Here is an 18,063-nt window from a genome sequence, read left to right as displayed (position 1 = left end):
GTATAAAGAAATTTTTAGAAACCCCTTCTAATTTACAACAAAATCTTAAAGAGTCAGAATTAGTTCCATAAACAAACTAATTAAAGCAAGAGCCTAGTATTAAACTACACCCCTGCCCCTAAAAACTTCTAATGACTTAAACTATAAATTTCTTTATTTCAATTCATTTCTCATTTTTATATCTTTATAAATTTCTCATAATCCTTAATTTTATTCGATTGTAAACATATATTTTTTATATACTTTTTATAGTGCTTTTCATATAAATGAACTGGTAAAGGCATATTTATAAAACCGTCATATGTTAAAGAGATAAAGCGCAAAGCATGTATTGCAGAATAAATTATCCACCTATTTTCTTTATTCATATCATTTGTTTTATACCTTGTTGTTGCTCTAACTGAAAATGGCTTATTATTGGTTTGTTTAGATTGAGATTGAACAATCTGCACTTTGGATGATTTAGGTGGAACAGAAAGGCATTCTCCATTAGATTCAATCATAAATGCCCCGGAACTAGCCATATTATCTTTATTCAAATTAGTAATATGAGGTAAATCATCTGATACTAAGTAAGTGGCTACTCGAAATGGTACTCTTTTCATTTTCATCAAAAATGACGGTATCTGTTTTTCCTGAAAGACAACAACGGCATTTTGCTCTTTACATTCTTTAAGAATCATAGATGAAAATTCATAATCATTATGTTTTGATGTAAAAACATTATGCCTTTCTGATTCTTTCAATTTTAGAATTGCCTCATCTATACACATCCAGTTTTCTGATATAGTTGAATATTTAACCTGAACAATTCCGTTTTTAACTCGAAAAACTGTAAAAATATAACCTTCCTCACCCGAAATAAGAGTAACTGGCTCCTTAAAAGGAAAATAATATACGAATGGTTGAGACACCTTTTTACATTCCTCAATCATTTGATTAACAAATCCTTTTCTTATAAATAGATCTGCAATGCAAGATGATAGTTTATTTTCCAATTCTTTATCTGTCATATCTTTTTTATGAAAACACTGTGTTAACCATCCGAGCTCTAACATTCCTCTCTCTGTAGCAACTTTATTGTCATTTACTTCACCTTTTAAATTTTCCAACTCTAATATTGCTAATCCCGGTGATTGCAATTTAATTTGCTCTTCTTTTAAAAATTCATTCTTAATTAGTTCCATACGTTTATAAAATGCATCCTGTAGTAAATCTACACTTGTATCTAACCCTCTCATCAGATACATATATTTACTTGCATTAACTAATCGAACGTAAAAAGCTTTTTCCATCATTCTTTTTCTATCATAAAATTGAAAAACACCACCCCCTATATTTTCCATCTTATATCTTGCATGGTTATTATATGGATTGGGTTTTGTTTCCCCATTACTAATCGTTTCTTTTACTACAAAACTACGTAGGGCCTTTTCAAACCTCTCTTCAAAAATTGAGCTATCAATTGTAGTTGCATACGTAAGAACAATCTCTTCATTATCTCTAGATTCAAGTGGATCATCTATGAATACCGATCCACCTTTTAATGAGCTACTAAGACCACTTTTAATAAGTTCAGGTTTTGAATGATATAACTCTAAATAATTCAAAATTTCACTGAAATTTTTTACTAAATAGTATTTATCATTATAATGTAAACCTCTTTGTGCTGGCTTTACTCTATCATTACTATTCTGGGGTACTGTAGAAATGAAATATTTTCCATTATGTATACTAGGATCTTTACAAATTTGATTTATATTAGGCAACTCTCCACCCAATTCCTGCGTGTAAATATTACTTGAGGTAGCATACATTCCGCCATATCCTGGTGATATACGCAATTTTAATTGTTGAATTCTTGAAGTTTCTTCATTCCAAATATACAAGGAGCGTGTCTTGTTTCCCTTTGGTATATTAATAAATCCAGTAACAGGATTTATTAAAGGAGTCATTAACCATGGTTTAGTTGAAGTGCTTATATCAATTAATAAATCGCTCTCCCTTCGCTCAAAATTTAATGTGTATGCATAGCTTGTACGTTTATTATTTACTAAGAAATCTTTTGACATTAAAACGTATTCACTATCTTTAACACAAATCCCCCATTCTTCTGGGAAAGACCAATAATTCTCACTATTTCTAGCTTGAAGTAAGACAGTTGTATTATTATTTTCTAAATATGAGTCTTTTCTGCTCATAAAATCAAAGAAAATCCAACTCGAGAGATATTGTTTATAGTTTTCTAGTAATAATAACTTAGAAAGAGAGACATTTTGTAAAAGTGGTTTTATTTTTGCAGACACAAGATGCGGTTCGTATTGGAGTAAAGTTTCATATTTTTTAGTCTTTTCATATTGCTTTGCTATTTCAATTCTTTTATGAAGGAAACGTTGATATCTATTTAAAAGAAAATTTGCTGTATATACGCTATTTTCATAATCTATATGTGGATCAAGTAGTAACCAAGGCTCTTTTCCCATTAGTGCCTTATCATCCATACTCATACAAATGACATCTTTATGATGATGGTAATGGTAATCACGAAAGGTGGCTATTTTAAATCCAAATGCTCGATCAACTGAAATCACTTTTTCCCAGTAACTTGAGATTTCACTCGGCATATATACAGCTATCACTTCTTCATTTTCTAGTTTTTCAGCTTTCATTAAAAAAGAGTGAACAAAGTATTTGTTTGACATGTTTCTTCCTCTTTCCATCTTTTATTAATTTTTCTTAATCCATCTAGGAAATAACCATATAAGCTATCCTTTGCTTGCTCATTTATCCAATTGGCGCTCAATAGTTCTTCCCAGATTTTAATCATACTATCTTGAATAGTATCTTCTTCAAACGAATGAATTGCATGTTGTTTTGCAAATGCTGCATCAAGATAATAAACTCTCACATCTGTTTGTCCTCTTTGAAGCCTTCCAATCATTTGAATAATATTAATTAGCATAAACCACGATATAACATTCCTATCCTCTTGTTCTTCCAATTGACTCCAATTTTCTTCTACAGATAATAGATGATACATTTGGGCATTTGTTTTAGTTCTTATTTCTTTAATTCCGTTATAAAACATATAAAATGGGTTGTTATCTTCCACCGATTGTTTCATATATCTTTCTTGCTTTTTGTAAATACCATTTAATATCTTAATAATATTATCTATAGAATCTGATGGAATTAATGGCCTAACCATAAAAAATATACTTCCAAAATAGGATTCGGACTGATATTTTCTTGTACCTTGGTTGTATTTCAAAATATTGTAACCTCTGTTAATTGACAATAAAGGCGTTATTAAAATATCAATTCCACGTTTTGCGATTCTTTCTATTTCTCCAAGTACCACATGATTTTCATCACCTTTTTTAGGATCATTCGTTAGGGCCGCAACCTTTTCTTTAAAAATAGGACGCAAAGCCTTCAATACCCAATCAGTCTGTTCATAAGAGTTAACAACTAGTATAACCTTACGATCTTCTCCTCTTTTATTCCAAAACTCTAGCTCTTCTCGAATTAACAATTCTAATTCTACAGCCATTTTTGTTAAAGCTTGTTCCTTATCCTTAATACCTGATACACGAATGGGAAGCATCAATCCATCATTATCCCGGGCATCTTCGTCCTCATATACAGGATATAAGAACTGCTCCACCTTTGAAGATGGATTAACAGAGGTCATTAAATAACTAAGTGGTACATCCAAATGAAAATGTAAAGATTTTTCTGCATACATAGTTGCTGACATAAATACCATTGCTGGCCCTTTACTATATGTAGCACTATATTCTTCTTGATATTTATCTGTCACCGGTACCCTATCTTCATAAGTAACAGTGGAAACATGTTCATATAATGAAGAAAAGTTCGTTAAAAAATCTCTTCCTACTCCTAGATAGTCATAAGTTTGTAGTACACCAATATGATTTCCTGCTTCTCCTTTTCTCTTCTCCCTAAAATAGTATTGAAAATGTTTACCTGTAGGTGAGCTAGGTAAAAACGGCAAATATCTTTTAGTATGTCGATAATAACTATTAATATCTTCTATATTTGTATTTAACAACAATTCCATGCTAGATTTTTTTGTGATTAACATTTTAAAATGAAAATCAAACATAATAAGAGTCAACATAAAATAAAAATATTTCATTAATTGTTTCTTCAATTTCAAATCAGTCAGTTGCCTAATTTCCACATGATTATTCATATGTTTAAGATGCACAACAACTTTTTCAAAAAAACTATATAATGCTTCATTTTCCATTTGTGTAATTTCCCTAGGGTTATCATCTAAAGTTTTTATTTCCTCAAGATCATTAAAAAAATTACGAATTTCTCGTTCAATAATAAAACCTTTTTCATTTCGTAAAGTACGATTTAAGATTTTTTTCATATCTAATGTAACAAACAAGTCAAAAAACGGATGATTTTTCGTTAGCATTGTATGAGGTACTTCAAATAAAGACTCTGTTAATTGCTTACAAATTTGATGAATACCAAATGTCTTATTATGAACTTTCTTCCTAACAAATAAATTATTCTTAAGTATCTCATGCATTAAATGTGAAAAGTCACTCGCTTTTTTCGTATGGAATCTCCAGGATCCATGTATTGGTACGCCCGCCAATGGATATTGGACATCTAAATTATGACCTACGGATAAGAAATTCTTCTCAAATAATGTATCCTCACTTCCAAGTAAATGATTTTCTGACAGCAATAGACTATCAGAATTAACCTGTAAACTATCTGCTTCATCATTAAATATTACATCCAACTCAAAGTGAGCAATTTCTGCATATGTCATATCATATGGATTGGCAAGGGGCATTGGTTTAGAATAAAAAAAAGCCTCTTCTGTACCTATCCAAACTGGACTTTCAGATAATAACCTTTCCGTTACATACATACCGCAATTATTAAATAGTGGACAAGAACAATTACACTCTTTCTTTCTCACCATTTCTTTATTTTGCACTTCATAAGGATCTAACAAAGATGAAGTATCAGAATCCACTTCACTATCTTCATTAATATGAGGCTTGTATGCTAACTTTAAAGACATACAAGGTTTCTTTCTCATCTCTTCAATACCCGTATATGATTCTATGGAGCACGTCCCCTTGAAAAATTGCAATACATACTCCTGGGCTAACTGTGCTAATGGATTGATTGTATGATTTCCAGCATTCTCATGTTTGACCTGTTTAACAAAATTCTTAAGATGCTTTTTGGCATTTGCATTACCAATTATAGGGACTGCTTTTACTCCTATTTGATGTAATCTATACACTAACATTAGTGCTTCAGTCACATTAACAGTCCAGACACCTACCTTTGCCCCTTTACCTTTTGGTAAGTCTTTTTGAAATTTCCATAAGTTTGTTAATCGAACAATTTCTAAGAGCATTAATGTACTTTTTCCTATCCCTACTCCTGCAGCAATGCCAACTTTATCATCATATCTAAAAAAATCATTTCCTATTAAATTCATAGAATGTAAATTAAAATCTTCTTGTGCCTTTCTAAAATCCCGACCATTTACTATATTCATGCTTTTATAATGCTCTTCAATAAGAGGAATAGAATTATTCGTCCAATGACCATTTTTAAAATCAAGAGGCAAATGCAATTGGTCCCTACGAATTTTTTTTCTTCCCGAAGGCAATTTTATTTTCATTAAATCCCCACCAAGTTCTTCCTTCTCTGGAACAAGAAATTTAGGAAATCCCTTCTTTGTCTGTTTACCCTTTTGATGAACAATATCTATTTTAAATTGTTCCTTGTCATTTTTGTTTAGTCTGCCTGTGGTATCTTGTTTATAAAAATAAACCGATTCTGCTGGTTGAACAAATGTATCCAAAATTTTCTTTTCATGTGCAATACATTCTTTCAATAATAATTTTTCATAATTATTTTTTCTATTTTCGAAATACTTAGGATTGATTTCTATTAAAATTTCTTCGTCTTCATCTTCATTTTCATTGGATACCATATTATATAAACGTAAATCCTTAGGTTTACTTTGATACTCAACTATCTCATCTTCCCATGTCGGCTGTGTCATGAAATTAGAAAAATAGACTCTAATAACATCCATTTCTTCTAGAGATTTTAACCTATGTGGTTTGGGCAATAAAAATTTATAATTAGGTAAATAAGACCAAACATTTTTTACAGTTGGCTGTCCCTTTCCTTCAAACGCGCGAAAAAATGTTAAAATTATAATTTCAACAACAACAATTTTACGGAGATAATATTCAAATGCTCTTTTTCGAAAGTTTCTTTTTTTAAATTCTGGCCATGTATAAAAGACCTCTTCTCTTACCTTCTTCATAGTCATATAGTTCTCAATAATCTCCTGAGAGATCATATCCCGTTTTTCAAAAAAAACTTCGTTCGTTCATAAAATTCTGAAATTACATCTTGTGATGCTGTAGTAAAGTTTTTACGCATTTTTATTCTCCTTTTTTAGAGTCTGCAAACATGTTAATTATTTCTCTAAAAGAATAAACTTCTATATCATTAGCCTCTTTTTCTAAAAGAAGTCTCTTAACAGCCTTTAAATATTTTTTATTGGCTTTTTTATCTGGTACTGCAATTAATACATCTTTTAATATTCCAGCCTCCTTCTCCATTATTAAACGTTCTGCCAACATATACTCACTAGAGTAATCCTTAACATCTATATACAAGGAAATACGCTTATCATGTATTATTTTTTCTGCTCTAATATCACCCTGTGCTTCAATTTCAGGATACATACTTACAGTTACCCCTTTTTTTCTTAACCTTTGTGCTAGCTCTACTTCTTTTTTGCCTGGAATTACAGTAGTTCTTTGAATGGCTTCTTTTGTACGATGTGTAACCTTTAAATTAATTAAATTTTGATCCTGCAATAAACTAGTTTTATCATAGCCTTCTCTACAATCATTTGATAAACAATAAAAATAGTCTAATGTCTTTTGTTGTAATGTCCATCCACAACTAGGACATATATATTCATACTCCCCAATAATCGGCTCATAGCACTCTTCTAATAGTTTATTAATAAGAAAACTATCATTATCTAATCCTTCAGCTATTTCATTTTCAGCATAATATGGATGTATAAGTGGATGCTCAATCAAATAATTTCGAAAAAACTCATATTTTTGTTGTATTGTTTTATCCACTAAAGATTTTTCCCTACAATATCTAATGACATCTTCTATTGCCTTTGTTTGCGCCTCATATGCATTCTTATGCTCATTGTAAATATCTAAAGCTTCCGACGTAACCCCAACTCTTTCCCCTAATAATATAAGATTCTCATTAATTCTTCTTTCTTTAATAGAGTTCATATTAAAATATCCCCATTCTTTTATGGGTGTTCGTAATAAAGTTAGAAATTCATATAAATTGCATGGATATTTAGATCCTTTGGATCTTAAAAATTCACCTTGTAACTTTTTAAAAAATCTTTCAAATTCAATTGCTTCTTCTGAGTCATCCAAAACATAAACTATTCTTGTTATATCTTCTTCTAGCTTTTTAGCTTGTTCAATAATTTCGATAAGTCTATCGTAGGTTGCTAATCCCAATATCACTACCTCCTTATTCTTCTATATTTTAGCTATAATACGCATGTACAATCAACAGAAAATGGAAATTTTTTATAAAAAGCTTAATGGAATACTAAATTCCCTATAAATAACAATTTGTTTTAATGAGCGAATTCAAAAAGTACTTAATCACTTTTATTTCTTTAGTATTTTTACTAATAAAAAAAGAGCATTCTAGGTATGAACCCAAAAGCTCTTTTAACTGTCAATAATTATATTTATTATTCTATAAAAAAATACTTACTTCGAAGTCATTCCATTTAATAAACCTGTTCTGTTCAACCAATTTTTCATGTCTTCTTCAGAAACAACATAATACCGTTCACCATTTGAATTGTAACATTCTTCAACTTCTACTTGTAATGGCATTGTCGAAATTATTATATTCTTACGCTTTTCTGTCAAACGTCCCACCGTATCCTTAAAATAACGGTCAATCCAAGAATAACCAATATTTCCTTCTACATGTAAATGTAAGATAAGTCGAGACGGTTTGTAATTATTTGCCCAACCATTCCCTCTAGGAGCACGAATATAGCCATTTTTATATGTGGTTTTATCGCCCTTCCTACTTTTTTGGGTTAAATAAAAATCTCCCTTTTCATATCTTACTTCTAAACATCTTGCTAACATAACAATCTGCTCCTCTCAATATTATATTATGAGTTACCTCATAGTTAAAATATATACAAGTTCAGATTAATTTTCTTGGAAACAGTTTTTAAAAATTTCTTATAAAGGCTTATTGATTTGATTCAATTCATTTCATATTGAAGTGCATCAAGAATTCCCTTATTAATTGAGTAAATAAACTCAACACTATCCATAAAGTCATAAAACAAATATGTTCTAAGTAGAAGGTTATACAATTCCTTATGAATACTGGCTTTGGCAACATAGAGATCCAACAACCCTTTTTCTCGAAAATATCCTCTACTTATCTTTTCTCTAAAAAACATATAATGAGACGTTCTTTCAAAGGGCTGGATATCTTTATTCTCAATGGTTTTTAGATAATTTCTTACGATATTCATTGTCTTTTTATTCTTATAGGTCACCTTACTCATATAAATTTCTCGAAAATATACTTTGATATCCTGTAAACAATTTGAAAAACATTGTCTACCACCAGCAGAACCCATGACACCTATAATCCTACGAGTTTCCTCTAATTTTTTTTCAAACTCATAGATAGCATGGCCTTCCGTTATTATATCTTTTGACATCTTAATTTTTTCTTCAGACAAAATTATTTTATTTGTGCTAAATTTTTCATCTACCTTGCAAAATAAATCTGTATTTTCCTCTATCTCTGACGTCAGAATATCTAAAATGTGTAATTCCTCATGAAATCTACTGTAATGACTTCTATAAGACACAAAAAAGCCAGTAAGGGTTTCTGCCTTCAATGTAGTAGACTTTTTCTGTGCTATCCCTTTTTTTTGCAATTGAAAATTTATTAAGTTAAACAATTTATTAAGTTGATTCAATAAATTATTAATAATTTCTTTCTTATCGATTTTACTCGAACTTACAATAACTCTATATACTAAAAATTGAAGGGTTGAATCAGCTACATAATCTATATAATCCCTAATAAAATTAAGATTCCTATAGTTTAACCTATTGTCTTTAAAAAAACGTAATTCATTGAAAATCGCCCTTATAATATTTTCATTACTATTACTCAATTCATGTAAGACATTTTGTGTTGAAACTTTATGATTCCTTATCATTAGACGGTTTTGATTACACTCTAATGATAACTCTGACTGATTATAATTTGGATATTTACGGATGAATTCAATTGAAAATTCCCCAACCATATCTTCCAAATAAAGAAAGTTTTCAAAGCTTCTATCAACATCGTTTTTCCCTATATTAGATACAACCTGTCTTTCCTTTGTAGTATTTAACAGAAAATTTAGCAGTTTCGCTTTTTCTTCCATCGCCAACATCTCGTAAGGGAAATCCCTAAATACGCTCCCCTTATCATTTAAATTCTTTATTAAATGTTTTAATCTATTTTCTTGCCCCTTCTTTAAATCTGCCTCATTACATTCAGGCATGTATTCCGTAATATAATAATCAAGTAATTCCTTATCCAAATAATCACCATATTTCCCACATAAAATTTAAGGTAAATTCCAAAATTCTAATGTTAACGATTTTACAATTAGATTACAAATAAATCCAGATACTTTTACCTATTATTTCATTAAAAACAAGCAATTCAATATATCTAGATGACCTTATATAAAGAGATATCTATAAAAATTAATCATTCTTTTTCTTATCTTTGCTTTTTGTCAAATCTCTGGCAATTAATATCTCTGGTATATAGCCTAACATCCTTATTTTAGTTAGCCAATCTATAATCTCTATCTTCAGGTAAATAGAATTATTTTTAGAAAAATCTACCAATCCATCTTTGCCAATTAAATTTTTTGTTTGTAATACTAACAGCATTGCTACTTTTTTAACTCGATTAACACCATATACTTTCAAAACATCACTTTGCGTATTAAATATTTCTGCACTATGAAGAGACTGTTGAATACAATAGCGTATATCAGGGGTGGACCCTATTTTAACATGAATAAGAGCTTGCTCTTGTTCATCATAAAGATCCGCAAATTCAACATTTTTAAAATATTCATGATCATTTTTCCTATCCAGAAGTATAAAATTATATGTATCTCTTAAATAGAGATTAAAGGGATATTCAGCATATTTAACTTGGTCATACTCATTTTTATTTGAGTTCTGAATCTTCCTACCCTTTTTTAAAACTTTCTCAGTAAGATTATATTCGCTATAAAAAGAAGTACATTTATTAACCTGAACTATTCCTTTCTCAATAAAATCAATATACGACTGATTAAAACTAGCCCATTTCCCTCGATATAAACAAAATTCTTTACCACGGTAATTGATACTGTAATCTAAAATTTTTAATAATTTCACTTTCCTATTTCTATTTGAAACTGGTTTTATTGAAACCTTTGTAATATCTGTACATTTAAGCTCTTTAAGCATTTCTCCTATTGACTCTATTGAATAGGAATCTAACTTTCTTGTTTTTTTATCATAAATAATCTCTACCTGATCATCTTTTGCCGGGTTTATAAATATAGTACCATCCTCTTCAATATAGTATGAGAGACTTACACTGACGGACCCCATTTTAATTGCTTCTAATAAGCCTTTATTTAAATCAGAAAACATAGGCTGGTTATCTTCATTATTTTTCAAAAAGGTCATTCTAGGTAGTGTCCCTGATTTTTTCTCATTCTTATAGATGTAATGTAGCTCGTGTATGATATCAATTATATTTTGAGGTTTATAGGAGTTAACAGAAATTTTCACAGATGAACTAAAATTCATTTTATCTTCATATTTTGATAATAAAAATTTAGAGTACTTTTCATCTATATTAATTTTACTTACTAACAGTTCATTACTTTCCCCAATTTCTGGTGTAACATATGAATTTACATTATACTGAGTAAGTGATTTACTTTTAGATTGTTTAAAGAACTTTGCGGACTTAACTTCAATAGATTTCTCATTATATATTATCTCCGCAATATCGAAACCAAAATCCATATCTGCATAACTATTGGCATAACTATATCCTCTTCCTAAAGAAATAGTATATAAACTATTATCTAACCAAAGCAGTATCATACCAAAAGCGGATTCCACTGTTTTTGTCCTTTTAGAAGCATCTTTAAAGAAACCAGACCAATAATTGGCCCATTCTATTTCTACTACCTCATCATTATCTAGCTTAAAGAAAAAATCTATTGTAATATTTTCAACTTTTTTTTCATTTTTTATTATTAGCTGACTAGTATATTTTTGAGTTTTACCAATCCTCTCCATATTTTTTCTCTTTAAGTAATCTATAAAATCCTCTCTATTCATAACTTGCTTATATATACTTAATTCCATCTTCATTCCACCTTCTAAAAACACTTATACTATTTTTTTAATCAGAAAAGGATAGACTTACAACTTTGTTTTATAGATTATATTAGTCATCCTTAATTCATTTTATAATTATATATTTATAAATAGAATTTATGATTATATAATTTCTATTTATAAAATCTCTTTTATCATAATTCTATCATAGCTTGATTAAAATCTATTTCTGAACTTTCTATTACAAATCCAATTTTCAAACGCCGTGCTCATGATAGATGCGTTTTTCATTCTAAAAATAGGATTTACTCTTTATTTTTAATCAAGTTTTGCAAGTCCCATCTTTTATTCCTCTACGAATGCATTATTGTTTAATATCACTATTAATACGGGTCGTCAAAATGATATTAGATAAACTTCTCTTCTATTATTCCCACCTCCATATTTTCCAATTACAAAAAAATTTTTATATTCATTTTTCAAGTTATAAAATTAAAAAGGATTAATACTCCTTATTCAGTGAATATTAACCCATATACCACTTTAATGTGAAATTTGTAAATTTAAAGGAATGAACTTTTTTCATCATGTTTATATACCAGGTAATATTCAGTAAATGGGTTTATTTTATATCTCTATTTATCAAGAGGTAATATATGGAAAATACATAACTAATCATCGCCATAAAATTTTACTTTTTACATTAAATATCTGAGGTGTACTCATGTAAGTATTAACTATTAAAACTATTCCTTTCACAAAGGAAGCAACTGACAGAATTAAACTAAATTATAAGGTCTTTAATGACTATCCTATTGTTTTTATTCTACAAAAAGAGACGGAAGGCTATATATAAATGCTTTTAATGCAACCTGGAAAAATTTAATTGATAGATTCCTCAATCTTCCCACTATATTATATGTAATATACTTTAATTAAAGCTAAATCTAAAATTAGTAAAATTTATAATTCTTCAAACTGTATATTAAATATTTTGTTAAAATTTTGATGTTCATAACAATAAATATGACCTTGAAATTTGTCTATATTTGAAAGGCAATATGTTTTAACCTTTTCTGAAACATCTTTTTCACAAAAATCACAAGTTGCATCTACACTAATGATCGGAGTGTTTGGATATACCTTTCGTACTTGCTGAGCTAGTAGAAATGGTATTAAATGAATGTGAGCTTGAACATAATCCCTTTCACGATACATTGTTAAGAATATATTGACGTATTGATTAAAGCTATTTGCTTTTCGATCTTTTTTCATATAGGAACCTATAATAGAGCCTAATCCTGGTGGATTATTAGGGCACTTTAGCCTTTTTCTAGGAACATATATATCTGGAATGGCAAATGGTAATTCTTTTGATCCAACTAGGTCTCCATACACCCATTGTTCTCTCTTTAATTTTTCTTGATAAACTAATGAATTAATCCCTGTTATTGTTATATCATTGTCCCCTCCAATTAAAATATTATAGCCAAAGGCTGCTTCATTTGTCTTTAATTGGCTAATATAGAAAACCTCTAAATAATTTATAGTTTGGTTTAAAGCATCATTCATAGTTGAGCCTTCATCAACAATTGCAAATTTATCTAGTATAAAAAATTCGAAATTTTCTTCACCGTAATTATTAAAATCGCTTTGTAACTGCTTATTATGCATATTCCCTTCTCTTAATGCATATAACCGTACAGTACGAAGATAATGAAATATTTTTTTTGTAGTTTTTCCAATATACACTTTACCATTTATTTTATTGAAAATAGCGTATATTCCACATACCCTATGTGAATTATGAAATATACAAGAACATTTCTCATCCAACATCTGCAAATATTGTCTTTTTAGTTTAATGTCTTTAATGATTTCCACTCTTTTTCCTCCATATTATTTTTCCGAATTAAGATACACTATATTTTTCAATTAAAATATTATAACAATTATACCTTATATTATAATTAATAAATTTATGTGATTAGAAATATAATTATATTTTAGACTTATTGTAAAAACACACTAAAAACTCCCCTTTTTTAAAAAGCTGCTAACATCACCAAAGAAGGAAGCATTTGCTTTAAATCATGAACGAAATAGAATTGTTCGTAACAATATTGTCATCACAATGCATCTAAAAATAAAAAGGATAGACATTTCTATCCTTTTTATAAAATCTTTTAACTGAATTAAAGTTCTATAAGGTGAAACTCTTATAGAACTCTGAATCTAATTCCTTAACCAATCTTAACGTATCACCATAAGTGAATAATTGTAAATGTCTACAAGCACGTGTAATAGAAACATACAGCAAACGTCTTTCAATTTCCCAATAATTCTCTTCTTTATCCTCATCCGGTATTCTAGTAGGTTCAATTAAATCAATAATATATACAAAATCAAACTCTAAACCTTTCGCTGAGTGGAAGGTACAAAGTTTTACACCAGGAGTATGTGGATTTCCCTTCTCCCTAATATCTTCCGATGGAATCCCAGCATCGTTTAATGCACGTTGCATTCTAAATTTTGCTGAGTTTCTTGAAGATCCCTCACGATATAAAATACCAATTGTACGATTTGGTGCTTGTTCAATAATTTGTTTTACTGATTTAATCACTTCTCTATCTTGCGATTCAGCATTTTTACAATTCATTAAATACGGAATAGGGCCTTCCCTCTCCGGTAAATTAGGAATTACGTATTCCTCATCATGAATAATCATATCATTTTGTTGAAGACTTGCTGCTAGCTGAATAATTTGTTTTGTCGAACGGTAGGATTCCTTTAATATTTTCGTACGATTACCCGTGACATTTAGACCAATCTCTTTCCATGTAAAGGATGTTTTATAGATTTTTTGTCCCTTGTCTGCAGCAACAATAAATGATTTTCTAGCAATATGCTTTAATGCTTGCAGTTGAACCTGTTGTAAATCTTGAGCCTCGTCAACAAAGATGTGATCATATTTAATCGAATCAGGAAATATATCTGGATTCTTCATGAGAACAACAGCTAGATCATCAAAATCAAGCAAATAATTTTTCTTCTTATTATATTGATCAAAGACTTGATAAATAATCTCACGATCATTCATGGTAACACGCGTATTGGTACCGCGCCCTCTTCGATCAGCTTTCAAATAATCATGTAAAGTAGAAATGTTCTTTCCTTTAATCCATTGTATTTCATCCTTCAGGAAATCGAAGTAATCATCATTGTTTACAAAACGATGATTAAGACTTGATAAGCTTTTTATAGCCTCTTTTAAAAAGCCATCCTGTTTAATCCCTTGTATAATCACGGGCTTCTTTTTCATGATTTTCCAATATGCACCATATGCCCATGAATGGAAAGTTTTCACTTCTAGGTTAAGAAAGTTGAACTTCTCAATTAAAAATTTAGTTGCATTAGAAAGAGTTGCTGCGTAAGTGAATATTACAACTTTTTCATCCGGGTATTTCATCGCCGTTTTTTTCGCTTTTCTTAATAATACAAGCGTTTTTCCACTACCAGCAATCCCTCTAATCAAAATTTCATTCCCTGTGTAATCAACTATATCCTGTTGTTGCTTAGTTAATATTAGTTCAGTACTCTCTAGTTGATTTTCCATACACATACAAAGGGGAGTCTCTCCCCTTCTCCTACACCTCTCTTAATATATTACGGCCAATCGTCGTCATCATCATTTTCTTCTTCATCTAAGTATTCCAATGCACTTTTAAAGGAGTCTTCTACTAGAACCATATTCAATGCATCATTTGTTAGTTCTTCTATCAAAACTTCTGAATCACTATCGTTTTCAAATGTTCTCCAGTTAGTAGCTATTTGCCTCCAAATATTATTCATCCTGTTCCCTCCTAACCAATCAGATGTCGTCCTTCACTACAAATATCTACATGAGGGCAGTAACGACAATTTTCTCCTGGTTTAGCATGGAATATATTCTCATTCATTACATCTTCCTTCAAATCAATCAACAAGGAAGGCCTATTCTTAACAGTTTCTTCTATCCATTCATTTCTTTTAGCATTTGTAAGACCTGGAAGCTGAAAATTCCTCCTTGCTTTACTGATACTAATATTTCCACTAACTTGCTCTAGCTCTTCATCCTGCCTCGCAATTTTTATAAACGTTTCGGCCATTACTTCTTTTTTATAGTTCGTCCAGTGAGGGAATAATTCGCTTACCGTTTTAATAACCTTTTCATCCGTTAAAGTGGTATTACGTTTGACCAATCGAATTAATTCCGTAAACATAAATTGATGGATAAATTCATCAGTAAAAACAGGTGAATGACCTAGGATATAACTAAAGTAAAATCTCCTTTTACATTGGTTATATTCTATTAGAAAATCTGTAAATGTTAGTTCTGTTAGATCCCCATCATTTATATCTACCGCTATATCTTCAAAATCAACTGGATTAGGACATGTTTTCACTACAAGGTGATTTTCCTTCTCCTTATAATCTATTACTTTTAATCCTAATTGATGGACATACACAGCAGGTTGCAGATCTTCCTTATCTAAAAAGTTTTGCATCCAAGACAATTCAGTATTTTTATCTAATAAGAATTCCAAAGCAATAAATAGTAAATACCTTGAGATCTGCTTGATAGATTGATTTCTCAATGTATGTAATTCAAGTACCTCATGACGAATGGAGAGTTTTTCAAACGTAACCTCCTGTAATGGCCATGGTGTACTGAATTCATCAAGAGGTAGACCTTTTTCATCTAACCCTGTTAGATAAAAGGTATGAATATTTGGTTTAAAAGCTTCCCCATCAACCTCAATAAACGGTTTTATAAAGGATTCATCTGTGTTTGATAATTTCCCACTCAAATAAACATTGATAGCTTCCCCAACATCATCATATAGAAAGAAATTATCATCCTGAATTTTCTTTAATTATTCATTCAATGAATGAATAATATCCGTTTCATCTTGAAGTAATTTAAAATGCTGCATTGGATTATGTTTATCTAATATCGCTAACAATTTATTAAAATGCTCACTTATAGAAGCTTCCTTAGCTTCTATATCAAACAATTCTTCCGCAATGAAAACGAGTTGCTTCACAAAATAGTGAACTTCTTCAACTTGCTTCTTGCTTAGTGAAAAATGAGCAAATTTAGAAAAAGGACTATGCACACTCGTTACAACCCTATCATCATCTGGTCCCTCAAAGGCTGGTAATATTTCTTTGTAATGCTTCATTAAATCAGAAAACCTTGGCAACCAATCCCCATGAATTGTACGACAATTACCGAAGAACGGTAACAGTTTCTTTAGCAAGTATGTGTAATCTCTAGCGTTTTTCTTCGTGATAGGATTATATAACCACCCTGATGAAAAAGATGAAATTAAAATATCTTCATTTAAAATCAATGTATTATCATCAATCATCTGATGGATCTTACTAATGAATTGACCAATCGGATATTGTAAAAAGTTTCTGTTTTCCGCAAATTTATTTGGATAATATTGAACAAGAATCTCATTCAACATATCAGCTGGAGTTAGTATAGTCATATGGACACAACTTAGTTAAGTCCATACAATGGATTTCAAGGAGGAAGTGTCCGTATGACAAACAAAAAATTTAATGAAGAGTTCAAAAAAATGGTGGTTGAATTATATCGTTCGGGACAACCAGTAAAAGAATTAAGCAGCGAGTATGGCGTATCAGAAGTAACCGTTTACAAATGGATTAAAGCATATTCTACTATCACATCAGTTGATGAGGATGAAATGACACTAGAAGATCTAAAACGAATGAAAAAAGAAATGCTTCGTCTAAAAGAGGAGAATGAAATTTTAAAAAAGGCTATGGCCATATTCGCGAGAAAATAAATGATATAGAATTACACCAATTAATCGACTGTCAAAAAGAAACGCACTCTATTCATATCATGTGCCAAACCCTTGGGATAGCGAGAAGTTCGTATTACCAATCTCAGCACAAAACAGAGTCAAAGCGTAGTCGTGAAAATGAAGAGTTAACCACAAAAATTATACAAATCCATCAAGAGAGTAGAGGGCGTTATGGTGCACCGAAAATTCATAAAACCCTATTGAAACAAGGGTTTCAAGTAAGTATAAAGCGCGTGCAACGACTCATGAAAAAAGAAAATATCCGTTCCATCATCGTAAAGAAATATAAACCCCATTCATCAAAATCAACTGTAGAAAAACGCATTAATCTACTGGAACAGGATTTCTCTACAACGACAATAAATGAAAGATGGGTAGCGGATATCACTTATATTCACACGCGAAAAGATGACTGGTGTTATCTTGCATCAGTGATGGATTTGTATTCTAAGAAAATTATTGGGTATTCATTTTCACGAAATATGACAACGAACCTTGTGGTAAAAGCGCTAGAAAACGCTTACGATATACAGAAACCACAAAAAGGTCTCATTCTACATACTGATTTAGGAACACAATATACAAGTCAGGAATTTCAAACCTTACTCGCGAATTACAACATAAAGCCCTCTTTC

Annotated in this window: 11 protein-coding genes and 1 pseudogene; 1 reads left to right on the top strand and 11 read right to left on the bottom strand. The window is 30.2% G+C overall.

Annotated features, from left to right (window positions below):
- Nucleotides 1-176 precede the first annotated feature (176 nt).
- From CO726_RS28180 to CO726_RS32675, 11 genes are all read right to left on the bottom strand, one after another.
- The gene (locus CO726_RS28180) at nucleotides 177-2,702 is read right to left on the bottom strand and encodes a hypothetical protein (protein ID WP_099686469.1); all 2,526 of its coding nucleotides are present in this window, start codon (nucleotides 2,700-2,702) and stop codon (nucleotides 177-179) included.
- Nucleotides 2,669-6,355 (bottom strand): hypothetical protein, encoded by a 3,687-nt coding sequence (locus CO726_RS28175; protein ID WP_245916792.1) that lies wholly within the window; start codon nucleotides 6,353-6,355, stop codon nucleotides 2,669-2,671. The genes CO726_RS28180 and CO726_RS28175 overlap by 34 nt, the downstream gene beginning before the upstream one ends.
- Before the next feature lie 115 nt (nucleotides 6,356-6,470).
- Complete coding sequence (locus tag CO726_RS28170; RefSeq protein ID WP_245916790.1) at nucleotides 6,471-7,601, bottom strand: restriction endonuclease-related protein; 1,131 nt, start codon at nucleotides 7,599-7,601, stop codon at nucleotides 6,471-6,473.
- A gap of 255 nt (nucleotides 7,602-7,856) precedes the next feature.
- The gene (locus tag CO726_RS28165; RefSeq protein ID WP_016089924.1) at nucleotides 7,857-8,249 is read right to left on the bottom strand and encodes a hypothetical protein; all 393 of its coding nucleotides are present in this window, start codon (nucleotides 8,247-8,249) and stop codon (nucleotides 7,857-7,859) included.
- Between the two features lie 122 nt (nucleotides 8,250-8,371).
- Nucleotides 8,372-9,724 carry a hypothetical protein gene (locus CO726_RS28160; protein ID WP_099686467.1) on the bottom strand — a complete coding sequence of 451 codons (1,353 nt, stop codon included), beginning with the start codon at nucleotides 9,722-9,724 and terminating at the stop codon, nucleotides 8,372-8,374.
- 169 nt (nucleotides 9,725-9,893) lie between these two features.
- Complete coding sequence (locus tag CO726_RS28155; protein WP_099686466.1) at nucleotides 9,894-11,573, bottom strand: DUF6119 family protein; 1,680 nt, start codon at nucleotides 11,571-11,573, stop codon at nucleotides 9,894-9,896.
- A gap of 936 nt (nucleotides 11,574-12,509) precedes the next feature.
- Nucleotides 12,510-13,430 carry a GIY-YIG nuclease family protein gene (locus tag CO726_RS28150; protein WP_099686465.1) on the bottom strand — a complete coding sequence of 307 codons (921 nt, stop codon included), beginning with the start codon at nucleotides 13,428-13,430 and terminating at the stop codon, nucleotides 12,510-12,512.
- Between the two features lie 319 nt (nucleotides 13,431-13,749).
- Entirely contained in the window at nucleotides 13,750-15,168 is a 1,419-nt protein-coding gene (locus CO726_RS28145) for a UvrD-helicase domain-containing protein (RefSeq protein ID WP_245916788.1), read from the bottom strand.
- A gap of 44 nt (nucleotides 15,169-15,212) precedes the next feature.
- Nucleotides 15,213-15,398, bottom strand: a complete 186-nt coding sequence (locus CO726_RS28140) for a hypothetical protein (protein WP_071758279.1) — start codon at nucleotides 15,396-15,398, stop codon at nucleotides 15,213-15,215.
- An 11-nt stretch (nucleotides 15,399-15,409) separates the two neighbouring features.
- Nucleotides 15,410-16,396 (bottom strand): hypothetical protein, encoded by a 987-nt coding sequence (locus CO726_RS32680; protein WP_245916786.1) that lies wholly within the window; start codon nucleotides 16,394-16,396, stop codon nucleotides 15,410-15,412.
- Nucleotides 16,397-16,462: 66 nt separating this feature from the next.
- Nucleotides 16,463-17,086: a hypothetical protein gene (locus tag CO726_RS32675; protein ID WP_245916783.1), complete on the bottom strand. Its 624-nt coding sequence runs from the start codon at nucleotides 17,084-17,086 to the stop codon at nucleotides 16,463-16,465.
- A gap of 54 nt (nucleotides 17,087-17,140) precedes the next feature.
- On the opposite strand from CO726_RS32675, the pseudogene CO726_RS28130 reads away from it, so the two are divergent.
- Nucleotides 17,141-18,063: pseudogene (locus CO726_RS28130) on the top strand (IS3 family transposase); the annotation flags it as partial.

It is taken from the genome of Bacillus fungorum, assembly GCF_002746455.1.
GTDB classification, from domain to species: domain Bacteria; phylum Bacillota; class Bacilli; order Bacillales; family Bacillaceae_G; genus Bacillus_A; species Bacillus_A fungorum.
Note: the sequence above shows the minus strand (reverse complement) of the source record. Positions and strands in the feature narration are given on the sequence as shown.